Source organism: Actinomadura macrotermitis (genome assembly GCF_009604375.1).
Taxonomy (GTDB): domain Bacteria; phylum Actinomycetota; class Actinomycetes; order Streptosporangiales; family Streptosporangiaceae; genus Spirillospora; species Spirillospora macrotermitis.
On sequence record NZ_WEGH01000001.1, the window covers coordinates 633,420 to 653,746 of the forward strand.

Below are 20,327 nucleotides of genomic sequence, written 5' to 3' on the forward strand. Positions count from 1 at the left end.
GGCTACTCCTCGGCGCCGTAGAAGACGCGGTCGACGACGGCGCGGGCGCGGCGGGCGTGCCGCCGGTAGTCCTCCAGCAGCTCGCCCGTCGCGGAGTAGCCGAGGACCTGGGTGACGGCGCTGCGCTCCTTGTGGTGGTCGGTGGGCAGCAGGTCCGAGGGGCGGCCCCGCACCAGCATGATGGCGCCGCGGATCCGGGTGGCCAGCTCCCAGGCCTCGGCCAGCACCTCGGCGTCGCCGGGGTCCAGCAGGCGGGCGCCGACGGCGGCGTCCAGCGCCGCCAGGGTCCGGGTGGTGCGCAGCGCGGGGATCTCGGCGGCGTGCTGGAGCTGCAGCAGCTGGGCCACCCACTCCACGTCCGACAGGCCGCCGGGGCCGAGCTTGGTGTGCAGCCGGCGCTCCACGCCGCGTGGCAGCCGCTCGGACTCCATCCGCGCCTTCAGCCGGCGGATCTGGCGCAGCGCGTCCTCGCCGACGCCCTCGGCGGGCCAGCGCACCGGGTCGATCAGCTCGCGGAACCGCGCGCACAGCCCCGCGTCGCCGATCATCGGGTCGGCGCGCAGCAGCGCCTGCGCCTCCCAGGGCGCCGACCAGCGGGCGTAGTAGGCGGCGTAGGAGGCCAGGGTGCGCACGAGCGGCCCCTGGCGGCCCTCGGGACGCAGGTTCGGGTCGATCTCCAGCGCCGGGTCGGCGGCGGGCAGCGCGAGCAGGCGGCGCAGCTCCTCGGCGACCGAGTGCGCGGCGCGCCCCGCGTCGCGCTCGTCGGCGCCGGGCAGCGGGTCGTGCACGAACATGACGTCGGCGTCGCTGCCGTAGCCGAGCTCGTGCCCGCCGAACCGGCCCATCGCCACGATCGCCATCCGGGTCGGCAGCGGCGACCGCCGCTCCATCTCGATCTTGGCGATGGCGGTGGCCAGCGCGGCCTCGATGGTGACGGTGGTGATGTCGGTGAGCGCCTCGCCGACGGTCCGCACGTCGGCCAGGCCGAGCAGGTCGGCGACCGCGATCCGGAACAGCTCGCGGCGGCGGATGCCGCGCGCCGCCTGCACCGCGTCCTCGGCGGGGACGGCCCGGCCGTCCTCGACGCCGGCGTGGCGGTGGACGGCGGCGAGCGCCTCGGCGCGCAGCGACTCGTGCGGGCGCGGCTGCAGGTCGGCGGTGCTGCCGAGCATGGCGACCGCCTCGGGCGCGCGCAGCAGCAGCTCGGTGGCGTAGCGGCTGGAGCCGAGCACCCAGGCCATCCGCTCGGCGACGGTCACCTCGTCGCGCAGCAGCCGCAGGTACCAGGGGGTGGTGCCGAGGGCGTCGCTGACCTGCCGGAAGCCGAGCAGGCCCGCGTCGGGGTCGGGGGCGTCGGCGAACCAGCCGAGCATGACCGGCAGCAGCGTCCGCTGGATCGCCGCGCGCCGCGACACCCCGGAGGTGAGCGCCTCCAGGTGCCGCAGCGCGCCCGCCGGGTCGTTGTAGCCGAGCGCCTCCAGCCGGATGCGCGCGGCCTCGGGGGTGAGGCGCGCCTCCTCCTCCGGCAGCCGCGCGACGGCGCGCAGCAGCGGCCGGTAGAACAGCTTCTCGTGGATGCGGCGGACCTCGCGGGCGTGCCGCCGCCACAGCGCGGTGAACTCGGCGACCGGGTCGGCGCGCAGGCCGAGGGCGCGGCCGAGGCGGCGCAGCCCGGCGGTGTCGTCGGGCACCAGGTGGGTGCGGCGCAGCCGGTGCAGCTGGACCAGGTGCTCGACGCGGCGCAGGAACCGGTACGCCGAGGCGAGCGCGGCGGCGTCGTCGCGGCCGACGTAGCCGCCCCGCGACAGCGCCTCCAGCGCGTCCAGGGTGGTGGGGCTGCGCAGCGCCTCGTCGCTGCGGCCGTGCACCAGCTGCAGGAGCTGGACGGCGAACTCCACGTCGCGCAGGCCGCCGGGCCCGAGCTTCAGCTGCCGCTCGGCCTCGGCGGTGCGCTGGTTCAGGTCGGCCTCGACGCGCCGCCGCATCGCCTGCACGTCCTCGACGAAGCTCTCCCCCTCGGCGGCGGCCCACACGATCGGGGTGATCGTCTCCAGGTAGCGGTCGCCGAGGCCGGCGTCGCCGGCCAGCGGGCGGGCCTTCAGCAGCGCCTGGAACTCCCAGGTCTTGGCCCAGCGCTCGTAGTAGGCGCGGTGGCTGGCCAGGGTCCGCACCAGCGGCCCGGCCTTGCCCTCGGGCCGCAGCGCCGCGTCCACCTCCCACAGGGCGCCCTCGGCGGTGTGCGCCGAGCAGGCGCGCATCATCGCCGAGGCGAGCCGGGTGGCGGTGCGCAGCGCGGCGTCCTCGGCGTGGCCCTCGCGCGCCTCGGCCACGAAGACCACGTCGACGTCGCTGACGTAGTTCAGCTCGCGGCCGCCGGCCTTGCCCATGCCGATCACCGCGAGCCGGCAGGTCCCGTGCTCGGGCACCTCGGCGCGGGCGACGGCCAGGCCGGCGGCGAGCGCGGCGGCGGCGAGGTCGGCGAGCTCGGCGGAGACCTGCGCGACGCCGGCGGCGCCGGTCAGGTCGAGCCCGGCGAGGGCGAGCACGCGGCGGCGGTAGGCGGCGCGCAGCGCGTCGAGCGTGCCCGGGCCGGCGTCGCGCGCGACCGGCTCGGCGGCGTCGGGGTCGGCGCCGACGGCGCGCAGCAGGTCGGCGCACAGTTCCCGGCGGCGGGCCCGCCCGGCCTGCTCGCCGTCCTCGTCGGCCGGGGCGGGGCCGTCCTCGCGCAGCACGGTCCAGTGGCCGGGGTGGCGGGCCAGGTGGTCGCCGAGGGCGGCGCTGACGCCGAGGACGGCCAGCAGCCGCTCCCGGGTGCGCGGCTCCTCCTCCAGGGCGGCGCGCAGCTCGCCGTCCCCGCCGTTCTCGGCGGCGGCCTCCAGCAGCCGCAGCAGGCCGGCGAGCGCGAGGCCGGGATCGGCGGTCCCGCCGGTCGCCTCCAGCAGCGCGTCGCCGGGGAGCACGGGGGTCTCCAGCAGCAGCCGCTCGGCATGGGCCGGGTCGGTGAAACCGAGCCTGACGAGGCGCCCGGCGAGGGAGGGACGGCGGTCGGAACTCCAGGACTCGCTCACGCCAACACCGTAATCCGCCGGGGGCCTCAAGGTGGAGCATGCGGTCACGAGAAGATCCCGGTCTTCCGGGCACGGCCGGAGGTTCGTGGCTTATTCGGACACAGTGTCCGGTTCACCGGACGGCCGGCGAAATCCCGGTAAACCGGCAATGATCTTGCTGCGTCTTCTTCGTGCCCACCCATCGAAGAGAGGCACAGATGAGGCTTCGCACCCTTTCCACCGCCGCCGCGGCGGTGACCGTCGCGCTCGGCGCGATGGCCGTCCCGGCGCACGCGGCCCCCGCCAAGCGGCCCGCGCTGCCCGGCGACTTCAACGGCGACGGCTACCGCGAGGCGGTCTCCGCCGCGCCGAACGCCACCGTCGGCGCGCACCGGGCCGCCGGGCTCGTCGCGATCGTCTACGGCGGCAAGCAGGGCGCCTCGGTCAAGCGGCGCCAGATCCTGACGCAGGCGAGCGCGGGCGTGCCCGGCGACCCGTCCGGGGACGCCTACTTCGGCGCGGCCACCGCCTCGGCCGACTTCGACCGCGACGGCTACGCCGACCTGGCGGTGGCGGCCGGCGTCGACCGCGCCGCCGGCGTGATCGTGTACGGCGGGCCGAAGGGCCTGTCGGCGCGCACCGCCGCGCTCGCCGGCCCCGGCTACACCCGCCACATGGTCACCGGCGACTTCGACGGCGACGGCAAGGCCGACCTCGCCGCGGTCACCGGCGACACCGTCCTGCTGTTCCGCGGCGTCGGCGCCCGGCCCGGCGCACCGCAGGTGATCAAGGTCGCCCGGCCGAAGGGCGAGAGCGCCCGGCTCTTCCCGGTCGCCGCCGACTTCACCGGCGACCGCCGGACCGACCTGGTGCTGCTCGGCACCGCCACCACCGACGGCGAGACCGTGGCGACCTGGGGCGAGCTGCGCACCGGGACCGCGCAGGGCCTCGGCGGCCGCCAGGTCTTCGCGAGCGGCGGCGTCGGCGAGGCCGGCGCGGCCGGCGACGTCAACGGCGACGGCAAGGCCGACCTGGTCCACCAGCGCGACCTCGGCGACGACCCGAAGCCGGGCTCGTTCGCGGTCCGCCTCGGCGGCGCCAAGGGCTTCGGCGCGGCCCGCAACTACACCCAGGACACCAAGGGCGTCCCGGGCAGGGGGGCCAAGGGCGACGGGTTCGGCCAGGCCCTCGCGGTCGGCGACGTCGACCGCGACGGCAAGGCCGACGTGGCGGTGGGCGCGCCCGCCGCGACCGTCGGCAAGGCCCGCCACGCCGGGACCGTCACCGTCCTGTACGGGGCCAAGGGCGGCCTCGGCACCGCCCGGGCGCAGCTGCTGAGCCAGGACGCCAAGGGCGTTCCCGGCGCGGCCGAGAAGGACGACCAGTTCGGCCGCGCGGTCTCCTTCACCGACGCCAACGGCGACGGCAAGGCCGACCTGCTGGCCGGCGCCCCCTACGAGAACAACGGCGAGGGGCGCCTCTACGTCTTCCCGGGCACCCGGGCGGGCGTGGCGGTCAAGGGCCTGGTCGAGGCCGGCCCGGCCACCCTCGGCGTCACGGCCCAGGGCGCCCAGCTCGGCAGCGACCTGCTGCGCTGATCCCGCACCGCAGCACATGAGAAGAGGGGGCCGTTCCGCAGCCGGCGGAACGGCCCCCTCTTCGCCCGTTCTCAGAGAATGGCGATCATGCGCTTGCGCTCGTACTCGCTGACCTGGCGGCGGTAGTCCTCCCACTCCTGGCGCTTGTTGCGCAGGAAGAAGTCGAACACGTGCTCGCCGAGCACGTCGGCCATCAGCTCGCTGCGCTCCATCACGTGGATCGCCTCGTCCAGGCTCTGCGGCAGCGGCTCGATGCCGAGCGCGCGCCGCTCGGCCGGGGTGAGCGCCCACACGTCGTCCTCGGCGCCCGGCGGCAGCTCGTAGCCCTCCTCGATGCCCTTCAGGCCGGCGCCGAGCATCGCGGCGAACGCCAGGTAGGGGTTGGCGGCGGTGTCCAGCGAGCGGAACTCCACCCGCGTCGCGTGGCCCTTGTGCGGCTTGTACATCGGGACGCGCACCAGCGCGGACCGGTTGTTGTGGCCCCAGCAGATGTAGGACGGGGCCTCGCCGCCCGCGCCCGCGGTGGAGCCGACGCCGCCCCACAGCCGCTTGTAGGAGTTCACCCACTGGTTGCAGACCGCGGTGATCTCGGCGGAGTGCCGCAGGATGCCCGCGATGAAGGCGCGCCCGACCTTGGACAGCTGGAACTCCGCGCCGGGCTCGTAGAAGGCGTTGCGGTCGCCCTCGAAGAGCGACATGTGGGTGTGCATGCCCGACCCGGGCTGCTCGGTGAACGGCTTCGGCATGAAGGAGGCGAACACCCCCTGCTCCAGCGCCACCTCCTTCATGACCAGCCGGAACGTCATGATGTTGTCGGCGGTGGTGAGCGCGTCGGCGTAGCGCAGGTCGATCTCCTGCTGGCCCGGGCCGCCCTCGTGGTGGCTGAACTCCACCGAGATGCCCATGGCCTCCAGCATCGTGATCGCGTTGCGCCGGAAGTCGTGCGCGGCGCTGTGCGGGGTGTGGTCGAAGTAGCCGCCGGAGTCGACCGGCGACGGCTCGCGGCCGTCCTCGGGCCGGTCGCGCAGCAGGTAGAACTCGATCTCGGGGTGGGTGTAGAAGGTGAACCCCAGGTCGGCGGCGCGCGCGAGCGAGCGCTTCAGCACGTAGCGCGGGTCGGCGAAGCTCGGCGTGCCGTCGGGCATGAGGATGTCGCAGAACATCCGGGCCACGCCGGGCGCCTCGCTGCGCCAGGGCAGCACCTGGAACGTGGCGGGGTCCGGCTTGGCGATCATGTCGGCCTCGTACACCCGGGCGAAGCCCTCGATGGCCGAGCCGTCGAAGCCGATGCCCTCGCCGAAGGCGCCCTCCAGTTCGGCGGGCGCGACCGCGACCGACTTCAGGAAGCCGAGCACGTCGGTGAACCACAGCCGGATGAAGCGGATGTCGCGCTCCTCCAGCGTGCGGAGCACGAACTCCTGCTGACGGTCCAATGCCCTCTCCCTCTGCTGCGGTGCCGCCCGGGCGGCGGGCGCGGACGCCCGTCTTCACGGCCCATGCCCGTCCCGGACGTGGTCTAACGAGCCGGACGACGTCCGTGCGGGGATCGGCCAGGTACGGATGCTCCGCAGTATGCCCGGCCGCTGTTACCACTACGTTACGGAACTGGGCCGGACCTGGTGGAACACCCCCGCGGGATGCGCCGACTTCACGGCAAACTCTGCCATATGCGGAGGCATGCCCCGGCAGCCGTCACCGGCTCACCGGCGGCGGGCCGATCCACTTCTCGTGGATCCGCTTGTAGGAACCGTCCGCGCGGGCCTGCGCGAGGGTGCTGTTCAGCAGCGCCAGCAGCCCCGGGTTCTCGTCGCGGCGCACCGAGAAGGCGTACTTGCGGCCGATGTCGAAGTCGCCGCGCAGGGCGAGGCCGGCGTTCGCGGGGTCGCGCAGCCAGCCGCTCGCCACCGCGTGGTCGACGACGGCGAGCCGGACCCGGCCGGTGCGCAGGCCGTTCAGCAGCGCCGCGGGGCCGGTGAACGAGACCGGCTCGGCGGCGGTCTTCCCCAGGCTCTCCTCGCCCGCGCTGTTCGCCCACGTGCCGATCTTCAGGCCGGACGCCGCCACCGCGGCCATCGTGGCGTAGCGCGGCCCCTTCCTCCCCACCACCGCCTGGAGGGCGTTGTAGTAGGGGTCGGAATAGCCGATGTAGGCGGCCCGGGCCGGCTCGACCGGCAGCCCGGCGGCCGCCACGTCGCACATGCCCTGGCCGACCGCGATCCCCGACCGCAGCGTCTCGAACGGGGTCTGCACGAACTTCAGCCGCACCTTGAGGCGCTTGGCCACCAGGTCCAGCAGGTCCACGTCGAACCCCGCCACCCGGCCGCCCTGCACCGACTCGAACGGCGGGTTCGGCAGAGACGTGCAGACCGTCAGCCGCCCTTTCTCGATCAGCTCGGCGCCCTGCACGGTGACGCCGGAGCCGCTGCCGCACCCGGCGGCCGGGACGACGGCGAGGGCGGCGGCCGCCGGCCGCAGGACCGCCTGGCGAAGGGATCGTCCGGACACGGGTCCTCCTGTTCCGTTCTCGAAGACCGCCGAACTATGCCATGCCCGCGGCCTCAATGTTTCCGCAAACTTGACGTGGCGCTCACGCCCGCCCCACCCGGGGGTCCCTAACGTGGTGGGCACCGTGAACGTCACCCTGCTGCTCTCGCTCGCCGGCCGCGTGCCGCCGCCGCCGGACCTGCCGCCCGGCCCGCCGCCGCCGCGCCCGGACGCCGGGCCGCTCGGCGAACGGCTGGACACCTGGGCGCGCAGCCGCGGCCTGGTGCTCGGCGACCCCACCGCGTCCGCGCTCGGCCGGGCCCGCTGCGACCGGCTGGCCGCGCGGCTGTTCCCGGTCGCGCCGCTCGGCCGGGTGGAGCTGGCCGCCCGCTGGCTGGTCTGGGCGTTCGCACTCGACGACGCCCTGGACACCGCGCCGCTCGGCGACAGCGCCACCGCCGTGCACGACCTGTACGAGAACCTGCTGACGGCGCTGCGGCGCGACCGGCCCCGGCCCGGCGCCCAGCCGCTGGAGACCGCGCTCGTCGAGCTGTGGCAGCAGACCGCCCCGGGCTTCAGCCGCGTCTGGCGGCACCGGTTCGTGCAGCACATGCAGGAGCACCAGGTGGGCTGCGCGGAGGAGGCCGTCAACCGGCGGGTGGGCAAGACCCCTTCCCCGGCCGGCTACCCGGGGCTGCGGCGCCGCGCGAGCGCCCCGTTCCTGTACGACCTGGTCGAGCCGACGCTCGGCATCGAGCTGCCGCCCCGGCTGCCGCTCACCCCGGGCTGGAAGGCGCTGGTCGAGGGCACCGCCGACCTGGTCGCCTGGTCCAACGACGTGGTCTCCCACCGGGAGGAGGCGGCGCGCGGCGACACCCACAACCACGTGGCGGTGCTGGGCGCCGCGCACGGCCTGACGGCCGGGCCGTCGCTGGACGCGGTCGCCGGCCGGATCGCGGCCCGCGCCGAGGAGGTCACCGCGGCGGTCAAGGCGGTGCACGGCTCGCTGGACCGGCTCGGCTTCTCCGCCGCCGAGCAGGCCGACATCGCGCGGATCATGAAGGTGGTGCGGGACGCGCCGCGCGCGCACCTGGAGTGGCTGTGGGAGTCGGGCCGCTACCGCACGGCCCAGCGGACCGTGGCCCAGCACGTCCCGGAACCGCACGTCCCGGAACCCCACGTCCCCGAACAGCACGTCCCCGAGCGGCACGAGCCCGGGCAGTACGAGCCCGAGCAGTACGAGCCCGAGCAGTACGACGGCCTGCTCTCGGTCTCACTCAGCCGGGTCGACTAGCGCGTCCCCGGCCCGGGTCCGCACGTACAGCACCCGGCGGCCGAGCCGCTGCCCGCTCACCAGCCCGTTGGCCCGCAGCACCCCGAGGTGCTGGCTGACCGCGCCCGGCGTCACGCCGAGGCGGCGGGCGAGCCCGGTCGTGGTGGCCGGGCTGCCGAGGGCGGTGAGCAGCTCGGCGCGGCGGCGCCCGACGAGCGCGGCGAGCGCGTCCGGCGGCGCGGCCGGGGCGGTCTCCCACAGCGTCGCCACGCCGAGGGGCGGGTAGCTGAGCATCGGCCGGTAGGGCGGGACCATCACCGACACCCGCGGCCACACGAACGCGCTCGGCACGAGCAGCAGCCCCCGGCCGCCGAGCTCGCAGTCCATCTCCCACGGCCGGTCCACCCGCAGCGTGCCGCCCCGCCAGGCGACGGCGGGGTGCAGGTCGGCGAAGACCCCCTCGGCGCCGGACGTGGCGAGCGCCCGGGTCCGGCGCAGCACGTCGCCCTCCAGCAGGTCCTGGACCCGCTCCCAGGACGGGGCGAGCGCCACCGCCCAGTACCGCTCCAGCAGGTCGGCGACCAGGTCCAGGGTCCGGCCGGGCTCGGCGGCCAGGGCCGTCCGCTCCGGGCCGGGCGCGTCGCCGCGGCCGACCCAGCGCAGCTCGGCGGCGACCACCTCCGGCGGGGTGGCGCGCACCACGGCCAGCTCGGCGGCGAGGTCGGGCAGCGGGGACTCCGGCGGCGGGGTGAGGAAGTCGGGGACGTAGCCGGCGGCCGGCACCAGGGCGCGCAGCGGCGCCAGGTCCAGCCCGCGCAGCCGGGGCCGCACCGCGCGCGCCCACGGCAGGTGCAGCGCGTGCCCGGCGGGGTCGGCGAGCACCCGCAGGCTGTTGACCAGCTCCCACAGCGGGGAGAAGGCGAACCGGACGCGCGCCACGTCGTCCGCGCCGAACCCGAACGTGATCATTTCCGTCCTGACCTGGTCCTTTCAGCCCAGCCTAAATCAGTTCCGGCGGCGCGGCGCCCGCCGGATGATCGTGGGGTGACCACCGTGGACCCGCCCCCCGCCCTCGCGCCGCCCGGCCGCGTCGCCGCCTTCCTGCACCCGCGCCTCGGCGGCCTGCCGCGCGCCTTCTGGTGGCTGTGGACCGGCAGCCTGCTGAACCGCCTCGGCACCATGGTCGAGCCGTTCCTCGGCCTGTACCTGGCCTCCGTGCGCGGCCTGTCGCTCGCCCAGGCGGGCCTGGTGGTGTCCGTCCTCGGCGTCGGCTCGCTCATCGGCCAGCTCGCCGGCGGGGTGCTCGCCGACCGGTTCGGCCGCCGGATCACGCTGACCGGCGCCACCGTCGCGACCGGCGCGGCGATGCTGGCGGTCGGCTACGCGCGCGGCATCGTGGCGATCACCGCGGCGGCGCTGCTGCTCGGCCTGGTGCTGGACATGTACCGGCCGGCGGCGCAGGCCCTGGTCGCCGACCTGCTCCCGCCGGCCGAGCGGCCGCGCGCGTTCGGGCTGATGTTCTGGGCGGTCAACCTCGGCTGGGCGGTCGCCATGGCGCTCGGCGGATTCCTGGCCGAGCAGGGCTTCCTCTGGCTGTTCTGGATCGACGCGGCGACCTGCGCGCTGTTCGGGTTCCTGGTCTGGCGCGCGGTGCCCGAGACCCGGCCCGCCCGCGACCGGGACGCCCCCTCCCGCGGCGGGTTCGCCGACGTGCTGCGCGACCGGGTCATGGTGGCCTACACCGTGATCACCCTGGTCTACACGTTCGTGCTGATGCAGGCCATGACCACGATGCCGCTGGCGATGCGCGAGCACGGGCTCGGCCCGGGCGACTACGGCCTGGCCATCGCCGCCAACGGGGTGCTGATCATCGTGGTGCAGCCGCTGGCCGGCCGGTGGCTGGAGCGGCGCGACCACAGCCGGGTGCTGGCCGCCGGGGGCGCCCTCGTCGGGATCGGCTACGGCCTCACCACGTTCGCCGCGTCCGTGCCGGGGTACACGGCGGCGATCCTGGTGTGGACGCTCGGGGAGATCATGGCCGCGGCCGTGCTGCAGGCCGTCGTCGCCGACCTGGCCCCCGCGCACCTGCGCGGCCGCTACGGCGCGCTGTACGGGCTGGCCTGGTCGGGCGGGTTCCTGCTGGCGCCGCTCGGCGGCACGCAGCTGCTCGGCCACGGCGGCGCGCCCGCGCTCTGGCTCACCTGCGCGGGGCTCGGGCTGGCCGCGGCGGCGGGCTGGCTGGCGCTCGGGCCGGCGGTCCGGCGCCGCCGCGCCGCCCTCTTCTCGTCAGATTGACGATACCGGGGTGCGGTCCCTTACCCTGGGCGGGTGGCACAGCTCCGGATAGCGCTCGCGCAGGTGAACCCGACCGTCGGCGATCTCGGCGGCAACGCCGATCTCATCGTGGCATGGAGCCGCAGGGCCGCCGAAGCCGGCGCGCACCTGGTCGCCTTCCCCGAGATGATGCTGACCGGCTACCCGATCGAGGACCTGGCGCTGCGGGCCTCGTTCGTGCAGGCGTCCCAGCGCGCCCTGGAGCAGGTCGCGCGGCGCCTGGCCGACGAGGGCCTCGGCGACCTGCCCGTCGTCACCGGCTACGTGGACCGCCGCGCCGTCAGCCTGGTACGCACCGGGCAGCCGGCGGGCTCGCCGCTCGACGCGGCCGCCTGGCTGCACGGCGGTGAGGTGCTGGTCCGCTCGGCCAAGCACCACCTGCCGAACTACGGCGTGTTCGACGAGTCGCGCGTCTTCGTGCGCGGCGACCGGCTGCCGGTCGTCCGGCTGCACGGCGTGGACGTGGCGACCGCCGTCTGCGAGGACCTGTGGCAGGACGGCGGCCCGGTCAGCGTCACCGACACCGCGGGGGCGGGGCTGCTGCTCGTCCTCAACGCCTCGCCCTACGAGCGGAACAAGGACGACGTCCGCCTGGAGCTGTGCGCCCGGCGCGCCCGCGAGGCCGGCTGCGCGCTCGCCTACGTCAACATGGTCGGCGGCCAGGACGAGCTGGTCTTCGACGGCGACTCGGTCATCGTCGGCGCCGATGGCGACCTGCTGGCGCGCGCGCCGCAGTTCACCGAGCACCTGCTCGTCGCCGACCTCGCGGTGCCCGCCGCCGATCCCGCGGCCCGGCCGGGCCGCGTCCCGGCCGACGCGCTGGACGGCACCACCATCACCATCGACCGGCGGGTCCTGTCGCCGGACCCGCTGCCGGCCTACCCGGTCCGGCCGCAGGAGCTCGCCGAGCCGCTGGACGACCTGGCCGAGGTCTACGGCGCCCTGGTCCTCGGCACCCGCGACTACGTCCGCAAGAACGGCTTCCGCTCGGTCCTGGTCGGCCTGTCGGGCGGCATCGACTCGGCCCTGGTCACCACGATCGCCGCCGACGCGCTCGGCCCGGACAACGTGCACGTGGTCATGCTGCCGAGCCGCTACTCCTCCGAGCACTCGGTCTCCGACGCCGAGGAGCTGGTCAAGCGGCAGGGCGTGCACGCGCGGATCGTGCCGATCCGCGGCATGGTCGACGCGTTCGAGGCCGAGGTGGAGCTGCACGGCCTCGCCGCGGAGAACCTGCAGGCGCGCATCCGCGCCACCGTGTGGATGGGCCTGTCCAACGAGCACGGCCACCTGGTGCTGACCGGCGGCAACAAGAGCGAGCTCGCCACCGGCTACTCCACCCTGTACGGCGACTCGGCCGGCGGCTTCGCCCCGATCAAGGACCTGGTCAAGACGCTGGTGTGGGACCTGTCGCGCTGGCGCAACGGGCGGGCCGGGTCGGACCTGCCGTTCCTGCACCCGTTCACGGGCCCGCCGATCCCCGAGGCGATCATCGCCAAGGAGCCGTCGGCCGAGCTGAGCCCCGGCCAGCGCGACAGCGACAGCCTGCCGCCCTACGAGGTGCTGGACCCGCTGCTGACCGACTACGTCGAGCGCGACCTCGGCCGGGACGCGCTGATCGCGGCGGGCCACGACCCGGCGCTGGTCGAGCGCGTCATCCGGCTGGTCGACCTGGCCGAGTACAAGCGCCGCCAGTACCCGCCGGGCCCGAAGGTCACCTCGAAGAACTTCGGCCGCGACCGGCGCGTCCCCATCACCAACCGGTGGCGCGAGCCCGCGGCCGACTGAGCGGTGCCGGCCACACGGGTCAGGCGACCGGCAGGGTGAGGACGCCGGGTCGGTCCTGGTCGGTGCGGACGGTCACCGGCAGGACGGTCCGGTTGCCCAGGTAGGACAGGTCGCTGGAGGCGATGACGACGCGCAGCCGGTGCCCGGCGCCGAACCGGTGCACGATCCCGGGCAGCTGGACCGTCAGGGGCTTGCGCACGTCGGTCACGCGGACCGGGGAGACCAGCCGGTGGGCGAGGGTGGCGGTGCCGTCCGGGGCGACGTCGTAGAGCTTGGCGAACAGGACCAGGCGGCCGTTGACTCCGGCGCGCTGCGACTTCTCGGCGGCGGGTGAGGACAGCCGGACCGCCAGCGTGGGCGAGCCGGCCACGTCGGTGTCGCGCGCCAGCGGCGCGCTGGTCCAGCCGGCGAAGGTGCCGGGCGCGTCGGCGGGCGCGACGTTGTCGAAGCTGCCCTGCAGCACCGACAGTTCGGAGAAGGACGTCGGCCAGGCGCCCAGCGGGTTGCGGTAGGTCGCGCTCCCCTTCGCCACCTTGCTGCGGGCGGCGACCAGCCGGTCCCGTCCCGACAGGTACAGGCGGGTGGAACGGGTGGGTGCGCTGCTGTAGGCGGGGGCGGCGTCGCCCTTGTAAGAGACCCAGGGGCGGAAGTAGGCGAAGCGCGGCCCGTTCTCGGCGGGTGCGCCCTTGAGGTAGTGGTCCAGCCAGGCCGCCGCGCGCCGTCCGACGTAGCTGCTGTCGGGGTCGTCCAGGTTCAGGTCGCCGGGCTGCCAGGTGCCGCTGTGCCCGCCGGAGGCCCAGATCATCTTGGCCGGGACGCCCCGCGCGGTCAGCGCCCGGTAGGTCGCGGTCGCCTCCTGGAGGTTGAACAGGCTGTCGGACTGCCCCTGCACGAGCAGCGTCGGCGCCTTGATCCGCGCCAGGTGCGAGGTCACCGAGGCGGCGCGCAGGTAGGACAGGCTGGCGCGCTGGGGGACGCCGTACCAGAGGCTCTCGCCGACGGCCTGGCAGAGGACGGTCGGGAAGTTCGGGCAGCCGGCCAGCCGCGCGGGGTCGTCCTTGGCGCCGGCGACGCCCCGGTAGGCGCCGAGGCCGAAGAAGCCGGCGGCCCACAGCAGCTTGGTCGCGCCGGGGCCGGTGGTGAGCCTGCCGTCCGCGCCGAGTTCGTTGTTGGGCGCCAGGGAGTAGCTCAGGTCGTTCCAGGTGATCAGGGGGACGAGCGCGTCGATGCGGCGGTCGACGGCGGCGGCCGCGAACTGCGCCCCGCCGCCGTAGGAGCCGCCGATCATGCCGACGCGGGGGTCGCCGGGCGCGTCCAGCAGGACCGCGTCCAGGCGGGTGCCGTCGTCGGCCGCCGCCGTCCCGGCGAGGAAGTCCACCAGCCGGCGGGCCGCCCGGCCGTCGTACTCGGGGTGGTCCAGGGTGATGCGGCAGGTGCTGCCGCCGGCGCCGAGGCCCGAGTAGGCGAGGACGACGTAGCCGCGGCGCGCGAACGCCCCGGCCGTCCCGGCCTGGTCGTCCTTGGAGCCGCCGAACCCGTTGGTGGTCAGCAGCGCCGGTGCCCGCCCACCGGCGGCGGGCCGGTAGAGGTCGGCGACGACGGTGCAGCGCTCCTTGCGGTCGGGGCCGACGTGCACGGTGAAGCGCAGCGTGCGCGCCGGGGCGGTCTCGGCGTGCGCGGCGGGAACGTGGACCAGGGCCGTGACCAGCAGGGGGAGGGCGGCGACCGCGGACGCGGGCAGGGCGGGGCGCAAGGGCACGGGGGGCTCCAGGTGGGGGGCGGGGAGGCCGGGCGAGCAAATCTAACCACCTGGTAAGTTTTTGCGCTAGATCACACGGCCAAGGAGCTCCGGCATGCATCTCCCCTTCCCGAACGGCTTCCTGTGGGGCGCCGCGGGCAGCGCCCACCAGACCGAGGGCAACAACGTCGCCAGCGACATGTGGGCCCTGGAGAACCGGCCCGGCGGCTTCCTCCCCGAGCGCAGCGGCGACGCCTGCGACGGCTACCACCGCTGGCGCGAGGATCTGGACATCGTGCGGGACCTCGGACTGAACGCCTACCGCTTCGGCATCGAGTGGGCGCGGGTGGAACCGGTGGAAGGCCAGGTCTCGCTCGCCGAGCTGGCGCACTACCGCCGCCTGATCGAAGGCTGCCTGGACCGCGGCCTCACCCCCGTGGTGACGCTGCACCACTTCTCCAGCCCGCTGTGGTTCCAACGGCGCGGCGGCTGGACCGACGCCGGGGCGGTCGAGCGGTTCCGCCGCTACGTGCGCGCGGTGCTGCCGATCCTGAACGGCGTCACCTGGGTCTGCACCATCAACGAGCCCAACATGCTCGCGATGATGGCGAACATGGTGAAGCGGGAGAAGCGCGAGGAGAACGTCGCCGGCGCCATGCCGCCGCCCGACCAGGCCGTGGCGGAGGCGCTGATGACCGCGCACCATGCCGCGCGCGAGGAACTCGGCGCCGCCGCCGGGATCAGGTCGGGGTGGACCGTCGCGAACCAGAACTTCGAGGCGGCCGACGGGGCGGAGGCCGAGCGCGACGCGTGGGCGTGGACGCGCGAGGACCAGTTCCTCGACGCCGCCGCAGGCGACGACTTCATCGGCGTGCAGGCCTACACCCGCGTCTGCATCGGCCGGGAGGGGGCGCTGGACGTCCCGGACGGCGCCCGCCGCACCCTCACCGGCTGGGAGTTCTACCCGGCCGCGCTCGGCAACGCCGTCCGGCACACCGCCGCGCGCATCCCCGGCGTGCCGATCCTGGTGACCGAGAACGGCATCGCCACGTCCGACGACGCCGAGCGCGTCGAGTACACCACCGGCGCGCTGGCGGGGCTGCACGAGGCGATGGCCGGCGGCATCGATGTGCGCGGCTACCTGCACTGGTCCCTGCTCGACAACTACGAGTGGGGCACCTACCACGCGACCTTCGGGCTGGTCGCGGTGGACCGGCGGACGTTCGCGCGCACGGTCAAGCCGAGCGCCCGCTGGCTGGGGGACGTCGCCCGCGCCGGTGCGCTGAGCGGCTGACCCGCCGGTCCGCCCCGTCCGCGACGGGGCGGACCGCCCGCGCGGGTCAGCCGCGCGCCTCGGCCTCCCGGACGGCTTCGATGAGCCGGTCGATGCTCTCGGCGGTCAGGCCGATGCCGAAGGTGGTGAACTTGGCCAGCGGGACGCCCCGGGCCAGGGCGCGCAGCGCCGGCGAGCTCGGCGCCGCGCCGGGCGCGCCGCGCAGCAGCCCCTTCAGCACCGGACCGCCCACGGGATGGTCGAGCCACTCCCCCAGGGTGGACATCCGGCCCAGGACCGCGACGTGCCCGTCCCCTGGGGTGGCGAGCTCGGCGCGGGCCCGGATGTCGCGGGAGGACGCGCCGACCTCCACGGTGAACCGGCCCGGGTCGATCGCCCACTCCCCGCGCGCCGGCGACCACCGGGCGATGTCGCGCCCGCCGAGCGTGAACCGCACCCGCGTCCCCTCGCCGGGCTCCAGCCCGACCTTGGCGAATCCGCGCAGCTCGTGCCGGGGGCGGGTGGGCGCCTCCTCGTCGAAGGCCACGTACAGCTGGACGACCTCGTCGCCGGCCCGCTCGCCCACATTGGTGACGGTGACCTCGACGGCCCACTCGTTCGGCGCCGTCTCGCGGGCGTCCAGGCCGGAGTACTCGAACCGGGTGTAGCCGAGCCCGTGCCCGAACGGGTAGGCGACCTCGGTGCCGAGGGTGTCGTGGTGGCGGTAGCCGACGTAGCGGCCCTCGCCGTAGACGACGTGCCCGTCCGCGCCGGGGAAGTGCAGGTAGGAGGGGACGTCGCGCAGGCGCAGCGGGATCGTCTCGGTGAGGCGGCCCGAGGGGCTGCAGGCGCCCAGCAGCAGGTCGGCGATCGCCGCGCCGCCGGCCTGGCCCGGCAGCCACGCCTCCAGGATCGCCGCGACGTCGTCGCGCCACTCGGCGACCGACACCACGCCGCCGTTGGCGAGCACGACGACGACCCGCCCGCAGGCCCCGGCGATCTCGCGCAGCAGGCCGGTCTGCACGTCCGGCAGGTCGATGCCGGCGCGGTCGAACCCCTCGGACTCGGCCTGGTCGGGCAGGCCGAGGAAGACCAGCGCGACGTCGGCCCGCTCAGCGGCGGCGACGGCCTCCTGCGCCAGGCCGGCGTCCGGCTCGCCGTCCAGCCGGTAACCGGCGGCGAAGTCCAGGGTGGCGGCGGGGCCGAATCCGCCGGTCAGGGCGTCCCAGGCGTTGTCGAGCCGGGTGGGGACGACGTGGGAGCTGCCGTGGCCCTGGTAGCGCGGGGTCCGGGCCAGCTCGCCGATCACGGCCACGCGCTGCCCGGCCCGCGGGTCCAGCGGCAGGACGTCGCCGTCGTTCTTCAGCAGGACCGCCGACGCGCGGGCGGCCTCGCGGGCGAGTTCGTGGTGGGCGTCGACGTCCCAGCCGGTGAACCGCTCCGCCGTCCCGGCCCGCCGGGCGAGGGCGATCACGCGTCCGGCGGCCCGGGTGACGTCCTCCTCGGCCAGCCGCCCCGACCGGACGGCGTCGACGATCTCCTGGTCGGTGCCGGTGGGCGGCATCTCCAGGTCGAGCCCGGCGGCGAGCGCGGCCACCCGGTCGTTGACGGCGCCCCAGTCGGAGACCACCGCGCCGCCGAAGCCCCACTCCTCGCGCAGCACCTCGGTGAGCAGCCAGCGGTTCTGGGACGCGTGCACACCGTTGATCTTGTTGTAGGAGCACATGACCATGGCCGGGTCCGCCGTGCGCACGATGTGCTCGAAGGCGGCGAGGTAGATCTCGCGCAGCGTCCGCTCGTCGACGTCCGCGCTGATCCGCATCCGGTCGGTCTCCTGGTTGTTCGCCGCGAAGTGCTTGACGCACGCGCCGATCCCGAGCGACTGGATCCCGGTGACGACGGCGGCGCCCATGGCGCCGGTCAGGTGCGGGTCCTCGGAGAAGTACTCGAAGTTGCGGCCGCACAGCGGGGAGCGCTTGATGTTGACGCCGGGGCCGAGGACGACGTCGGCGCCGAGCGCGGACGCCTCCCGGGCGAGCGCGGCGCCGACCCGGCGGGCCAGGCCGGCGTCCCAGGACGAGCCGAGCGTGACCGCGGGCGGGAAGCAGGTGGCCGGGACGCTGACGTCGAGCCCGAGGGCGTCGCCGCTCCCCTCGGCCTGGCGGCGGATGCCGTGCGGGCCGTCGGCGAGGGTGAGCGCCCGCACCCCCGGCACCGCGGTGGTGTGCCAGGTGTCGCCGCCGGAGGTGAGCGACGCCCGCTCTTGCAGGGACAGGGCGTCCGGGGACGGGTCAGGATTCGCCGGCTGCTGGTCGGGACGGGTCATGCGCCACCTCGTTCGATGGATCGGTGTCGGTCGGCCGGGCCGCGGTTCCGCGGCCCTCGGCGGGAAGCTTGAAGGGCTTGGGCGAGACGTGGACGGTGAGGCCGAACTGCCGCAGGAACGCCACGACGCAGGCCTGCATGTCGATCGCGTCCGGCTCCAGCAGCCACTGGGTCTGCAGGCCGTCCATCAGGCCGAGCAGCTGCCGGGCCGCGAGCGCCGGATCGTGCTCCAGCGGCGGGGACGCCTGGGCGAACAGCTGCCCGAACGCCCAGGTCAGGCGGTCGCGCAGCACCTGGTAGCGCTGGACGAAGTAGTCGTGCGCCGGGTGCTCGGGGTTGACCGCCTCGCCGGAGATCTTCACGTAGAGGCCGACCAGCCCCGGGGTGCGCATGTTGCGCGACACCACGCCGACGATGTCGTCGAGCAGCTCGTCGGCGCGCGGCTCGTGGCCGGGCGGGAACAGCAGCAGCGCGTCGTGGCGGTCCCGGCGGCCCAGCACCTTGATCAGCAGGGCCTCCTTGCTGGGGAAGTGGTGCAGCAGGCCGGCGTGGGTCAGCCCCGCGTGCGCGGCGATGTCGCGCAGCGACACGGCGTGGAAGCCCGACCGGGAGAACAGCTCGGCCGCCGAGTCCAGGATGCGCGAGCGGGTGCGCTCCCCCTTGGTCGGGCGGCGCGGGGAGGGGTCGGTCACGGGCGGGCCTTTCTGCGAGGTCGGCGGATCCGGGCGCCCCGGGGGCCGCGCGCGGGCGCGGCCGGGCACCGCCGCCAACGCTACGGCCTGGACCTCCGCGCACGCCGCGCCAAAAACCTACCACGTGGTTAGTTTTCTCTGTATGCTCGCCGAAATCTCGCCGTAAGGGCGGTTTTGCTCTCAAGACGGAGTGAATCCATGAAGAAGACCAGCAGAGGCGCCGCCATCGTCGCGGCGGGCGCCGCCGCCGCGGCCGTGCTCACCGGATGCGCCGGCTCGGGCGGCGCCAAGGGCGGGACCGATGCCCTGAACATCGCCACGCTGACCCTGCCGCAGAGCCTGGACCCCGCGGACGCCAACGGAAGCGCGATGCCGTTCTTCCAGGCGGTCTACGACACGCTCATCAAGCGCGAGGCGGACGGCTCCTACAGCCCGATGCTCGCCACCAAGTGGGAGTACGACACCGACCGCACCGAGTTGAGGCTCACCCTGCGCGACGGGGTGAAGTTCGACGACGGCACCCCCTTCGACGCGACCGCCGTCAAGGCGAACATGGAACGCTTCGTCAAGAAGACCGGCGCCCAGGCCAAGACACTGAAGGGCGTCAAGGCCATCACGGTGGCCGACAAGACCCACCTGGCGCTGAAGCTGGCCCAGCCCGACCCGGCGATGCTGTTCTACCTCAGCGACGCGGCCGGGCTCATGGCCAACCCGGCGGCGTTCGCCAAGCCCGGCGACCCGCTGAAGACCAGGCCCGACGGCACCGGCCCCTACGACCTGGACGCCAAGAAGTCGGCCATCGGCACCCGGTGGGTCTACAGCAGGGCGCAGAACTACTGGGGCACCAAGCTGCCCTACGACTCCGTCACCATCAGCTACTTCGACAACGAGACCGCGATCGTCAACGGCATCCGGACCGGGCAGATCGACGCCGCCGTCCTCCAGGACGCCGACCAGCAGGCCGGGATCGAGTCCGTCCCCAAGATCGTCAAGACCAAGCAGGAGTTCGACTTCCAGGGCCTGGTGCTGTTCGACCGCGCGGGCGTCCGCACCCCCGCGCTGCGCGACCCCCGCGTCCGGCAGGCGCTGAACTACGCGATCGACCGCAAGACGATGCTCGCCAAGCTCCGCCAGGGACGCGGCGAGGCCACCAGCCAGATCTTCGGCACCGGCGCGGCCGGCTACGTCAAGGAGCTCGACGGCTACTACGCCTACGACCCCGCCAAGGCGCGCGACCTGCTCAAGCAGGCCGGGCAGGCCGGCGGGTTCACGCTGAAGCTGCCGCGCGTGTCGGCCATCGTCCCCGACGCGCTGGCCTCGTCGCTGCAGACCGACCTCGGCGCCGTCGGCGTCAAGGTCGCCTGGGACAACGTCGACGGCGGCGCGATCCGGCGCATCTTCACCGAACGCGGCTACTCGGCCATGGTGATGAACCTCGGGCAGCCCACCACCGACTGGCTCGCCATCAGCGACTACGTCCTGCCCGGCGCCTTCAACATGTTCGGCTACACCGACGACACCGTGAAGGGGCTGCTGCCCAAGATCCAGGCGGCCGAGGCCGGCGGCGCCAAGGCCGAGCTGCGGGCCCTGAACGAGCACCTGGTGAAGGACGCCTGGTTCGTGCCCTTCTACCGGATGTCCTACCTGCACGTCTCCGACGGCACCGTGAAGATCACGCCGCAGTCGGGCATGGCCGTGCCGTCCCTGTACGACTACGCCCCCGCCAAGTGAGACCCGGCCGGGAGCGGGCGCGCGGCCCGCTCCCGGCCGGCCCG

Annotated in this window: 13 protein-coding genes; 6 read left to right on the plus strand and 7 right to left on the minus strand. The window is 74.9% G+C overall.

Translation table 11 applies throughout. The annotated features are described in order from the left end of the window. Positions 1 to 2: 2 nt before the first annotated feature. Positions 3 to 3,068 (minus strand): bifunctional [glutamine synthetase] adenylyltransferase/[glutamine synthetase]-adenylyl-L-tyrosine phosphorylase, encoded by a 3,066-nt coding sequence (locus ACRB68_RS02895; RefSeq protein WP_328593674.1) that lies wholly within the window; start codon positions 3,066 to 3,068, stop codon positions 3 to 5. A 197-nt stretch (positions 3,069 to 3,265) separates the two neighbouring features. On the opposite strand from ACRB68_RS02895, the gene ACRB68_RS02900 reads away from it, so the two are divergent. Beyond that, positions 3,266 to 4,645: an FG-GAP and VCBS repeat-containing protein gene (locus tag ACRB68_RS02900; protein ID WP_153530703.1), complete on the plus strand. Its 1,380-nt coding sequence runs from the start codon at positions 3,266 to 3,268 to the stop codon at positions 4,643 to 4,645. Between the two features lie 71 nt (positions 4,646 to 4,716). On the opposite strand, the gene glnA is transcribed toward ACRB68_RS02900, so the two are convergent. Beyond that, positions 4,717 to 6,078, minus strand: coding sequence for a type I glutamate--ammonia ligase (gene glnA / locus ACRB68_RS02905; protein WP_153530704.1), 1,362 nt, complete (start codon positions 6,076 to 6,078; stop codon positions 4,717 to 4,719). Between the two features lie 259 nt (positions 6,079 to 6,337). Then, positions 6,338 to 7,150, minus strand: coding sequence for an ABC transporter substrate-binding protein (locus ACRB68_RS02910; protein ID WP_328593675.1), 813 nt, complete (start codon positions 7,148 to 7,150; stop codon positions 6,338 to 6,340). 124 nt (positions 7,151 to 7,274) lie between these two features. Between ACRB68_RS02910 and ACRB68_RS02915 the strand changes: the two genes are divergently transcribed. Next, positions 7,275 to 8,423, plus strand: a complete 1,149-nt coding sequence (locus ACRB68_RS02915) for a terpene synthase family protein (RefSeq protein ID WP_153530706.1) — start codon at positions 7,275 to 7,277, stop codon at positions 8,421 to 8,423. Here ACRB68_RS02915 and ACRB68_RS02920 read toward each other — a convergent pair. Beyond that, positions 8,403 to 9,371, minus strand: a complete 969-nt coding sequence (locus ACRB68_RS02920) for an ArsR/SmtB family transcription factor (protein WP_153530707.1) — start codon at positions 9,369 to 9,371, stop codon at positions 8,403 to 8,405. The genes ACRB68_RS02915 and ACRB68_RS02920 overlap by 21 nt on opposite strands. A gap of 75 nt (positions 9,372 to 9,446) precedes the next feature. Here ACRB68_RS02920 and ACRB68_RS02925 point away from each other — a divergent pair, with 75 nt between their 5' ends. Together ACRB68_RS02925 and ACRB68_RS02930 are read left to right on the plus strand one after the other, a co-directional pair. Beyond that, positions 9,447 to 10,697 (plus strand): MDR family MFS transporter, encoded by a 1,251-nt coding sequence (locus tag ACRB68_RS02925; protein WP_328593677.1) that lies wholly within the window; start codon positions 9,447 to 9,449, stop codon positions 10,695 to 10,697. Positions 10,698 to 10,730: 33 nt separating this feature from the next. Next, positions 10,731 to 12,524: an NAD+ synthase gene (locus ACRB68_RS02930; RefSeq protein WP_328593678.1), complete on the plus strand. Its 1,794-nt coding sequence runs from the start codon at positions 10,731 to 10,733 to the stop codon at positions 12,522 to 12,524. A 19-nt stretch (positions 12,525 to 12,543) separates the two neighbouring features. Here the strand turns inward: ACRB68_RS02930 and ACRB68_RS02935 are convergent, their stop codons facing one another. Further along, entirely contained in the window at positions 12,544 to 14,283 is a 1,740-nt protein-coding gene (locus ACRB68_RS02935; RefSeq protein ID WP_207709557.1) for a S15 peptidase family protein, read from the minus strand. 94 nt (positions 14,284 to 14,377) lie between these two features. On the opposite strand from ACRB68_RS02935, the gene ACRB68_RS02940 reads away from it, so the two are divergent. After that, complete coding sequence (locus tag ACRB68_RS02940) at positions 14,378 to 15,556, plus strand: glycoside hydrolase family 1 protein (protein WP_153530708.1); 1,179 nt, start codon at positions 14,378 to 14,380, stop codon at positions 15,554 to 15,556. 46 nt (positions 15,557 to 15,602) lie between these two features. Here the strand turns inward: ACRB68_RS02940 and ACRB68_RS02945 are convergent, their stop codons facing one another. After that, positions 15,603 to 17,861 carry a glycoside hydrolase family 3 C-terminal domain-containing protein gene (locus tag ACRB68_RS02945; RefSeq protein WP_153530709.1) on the minus strand — a complete coding sequence of 753 codons (2,259 nt, stop codon included), beginning with the start codon at positions 17,859 to 17,861 and terminating at the stop codon, positions 15,603 to 15,605. Then, entirely contained in the window at positions 17,827 to 18,552 is a 726-nt protein-coding gene (locus tag ACRB68_RS02950) for a TetR/AcrR family transcriptional regulator (RefSeq protein ID WP_328593679.1), read from the minus strand. The genes ACRB68_RS02945 and ACRB68_RS02950 overlap by 35 nt, the downstream gene beginning before the upstream one ends. 198 nt (positions 18,553 to 18,750) lie before the next feature. Here ACRB68_RS02950 and ACRB68_RS02955 point away from each other — a divergent pair, with 198 nt between their 5' ends. Beyond that, on the plus strand, positions 18,751 to 20,283 hold the full coding sequence (locus ACRB68_RS02955) for an ABC transporter substrate-binding protein (protein ID WP_153530711.1): 1,533 nt from the start codon (positions 18,751 to 18,753) through the stop codon (positions 20,281 to 20,283). Positions 20,284 to 20,327 lie beyond the last annotated feature (44 nt).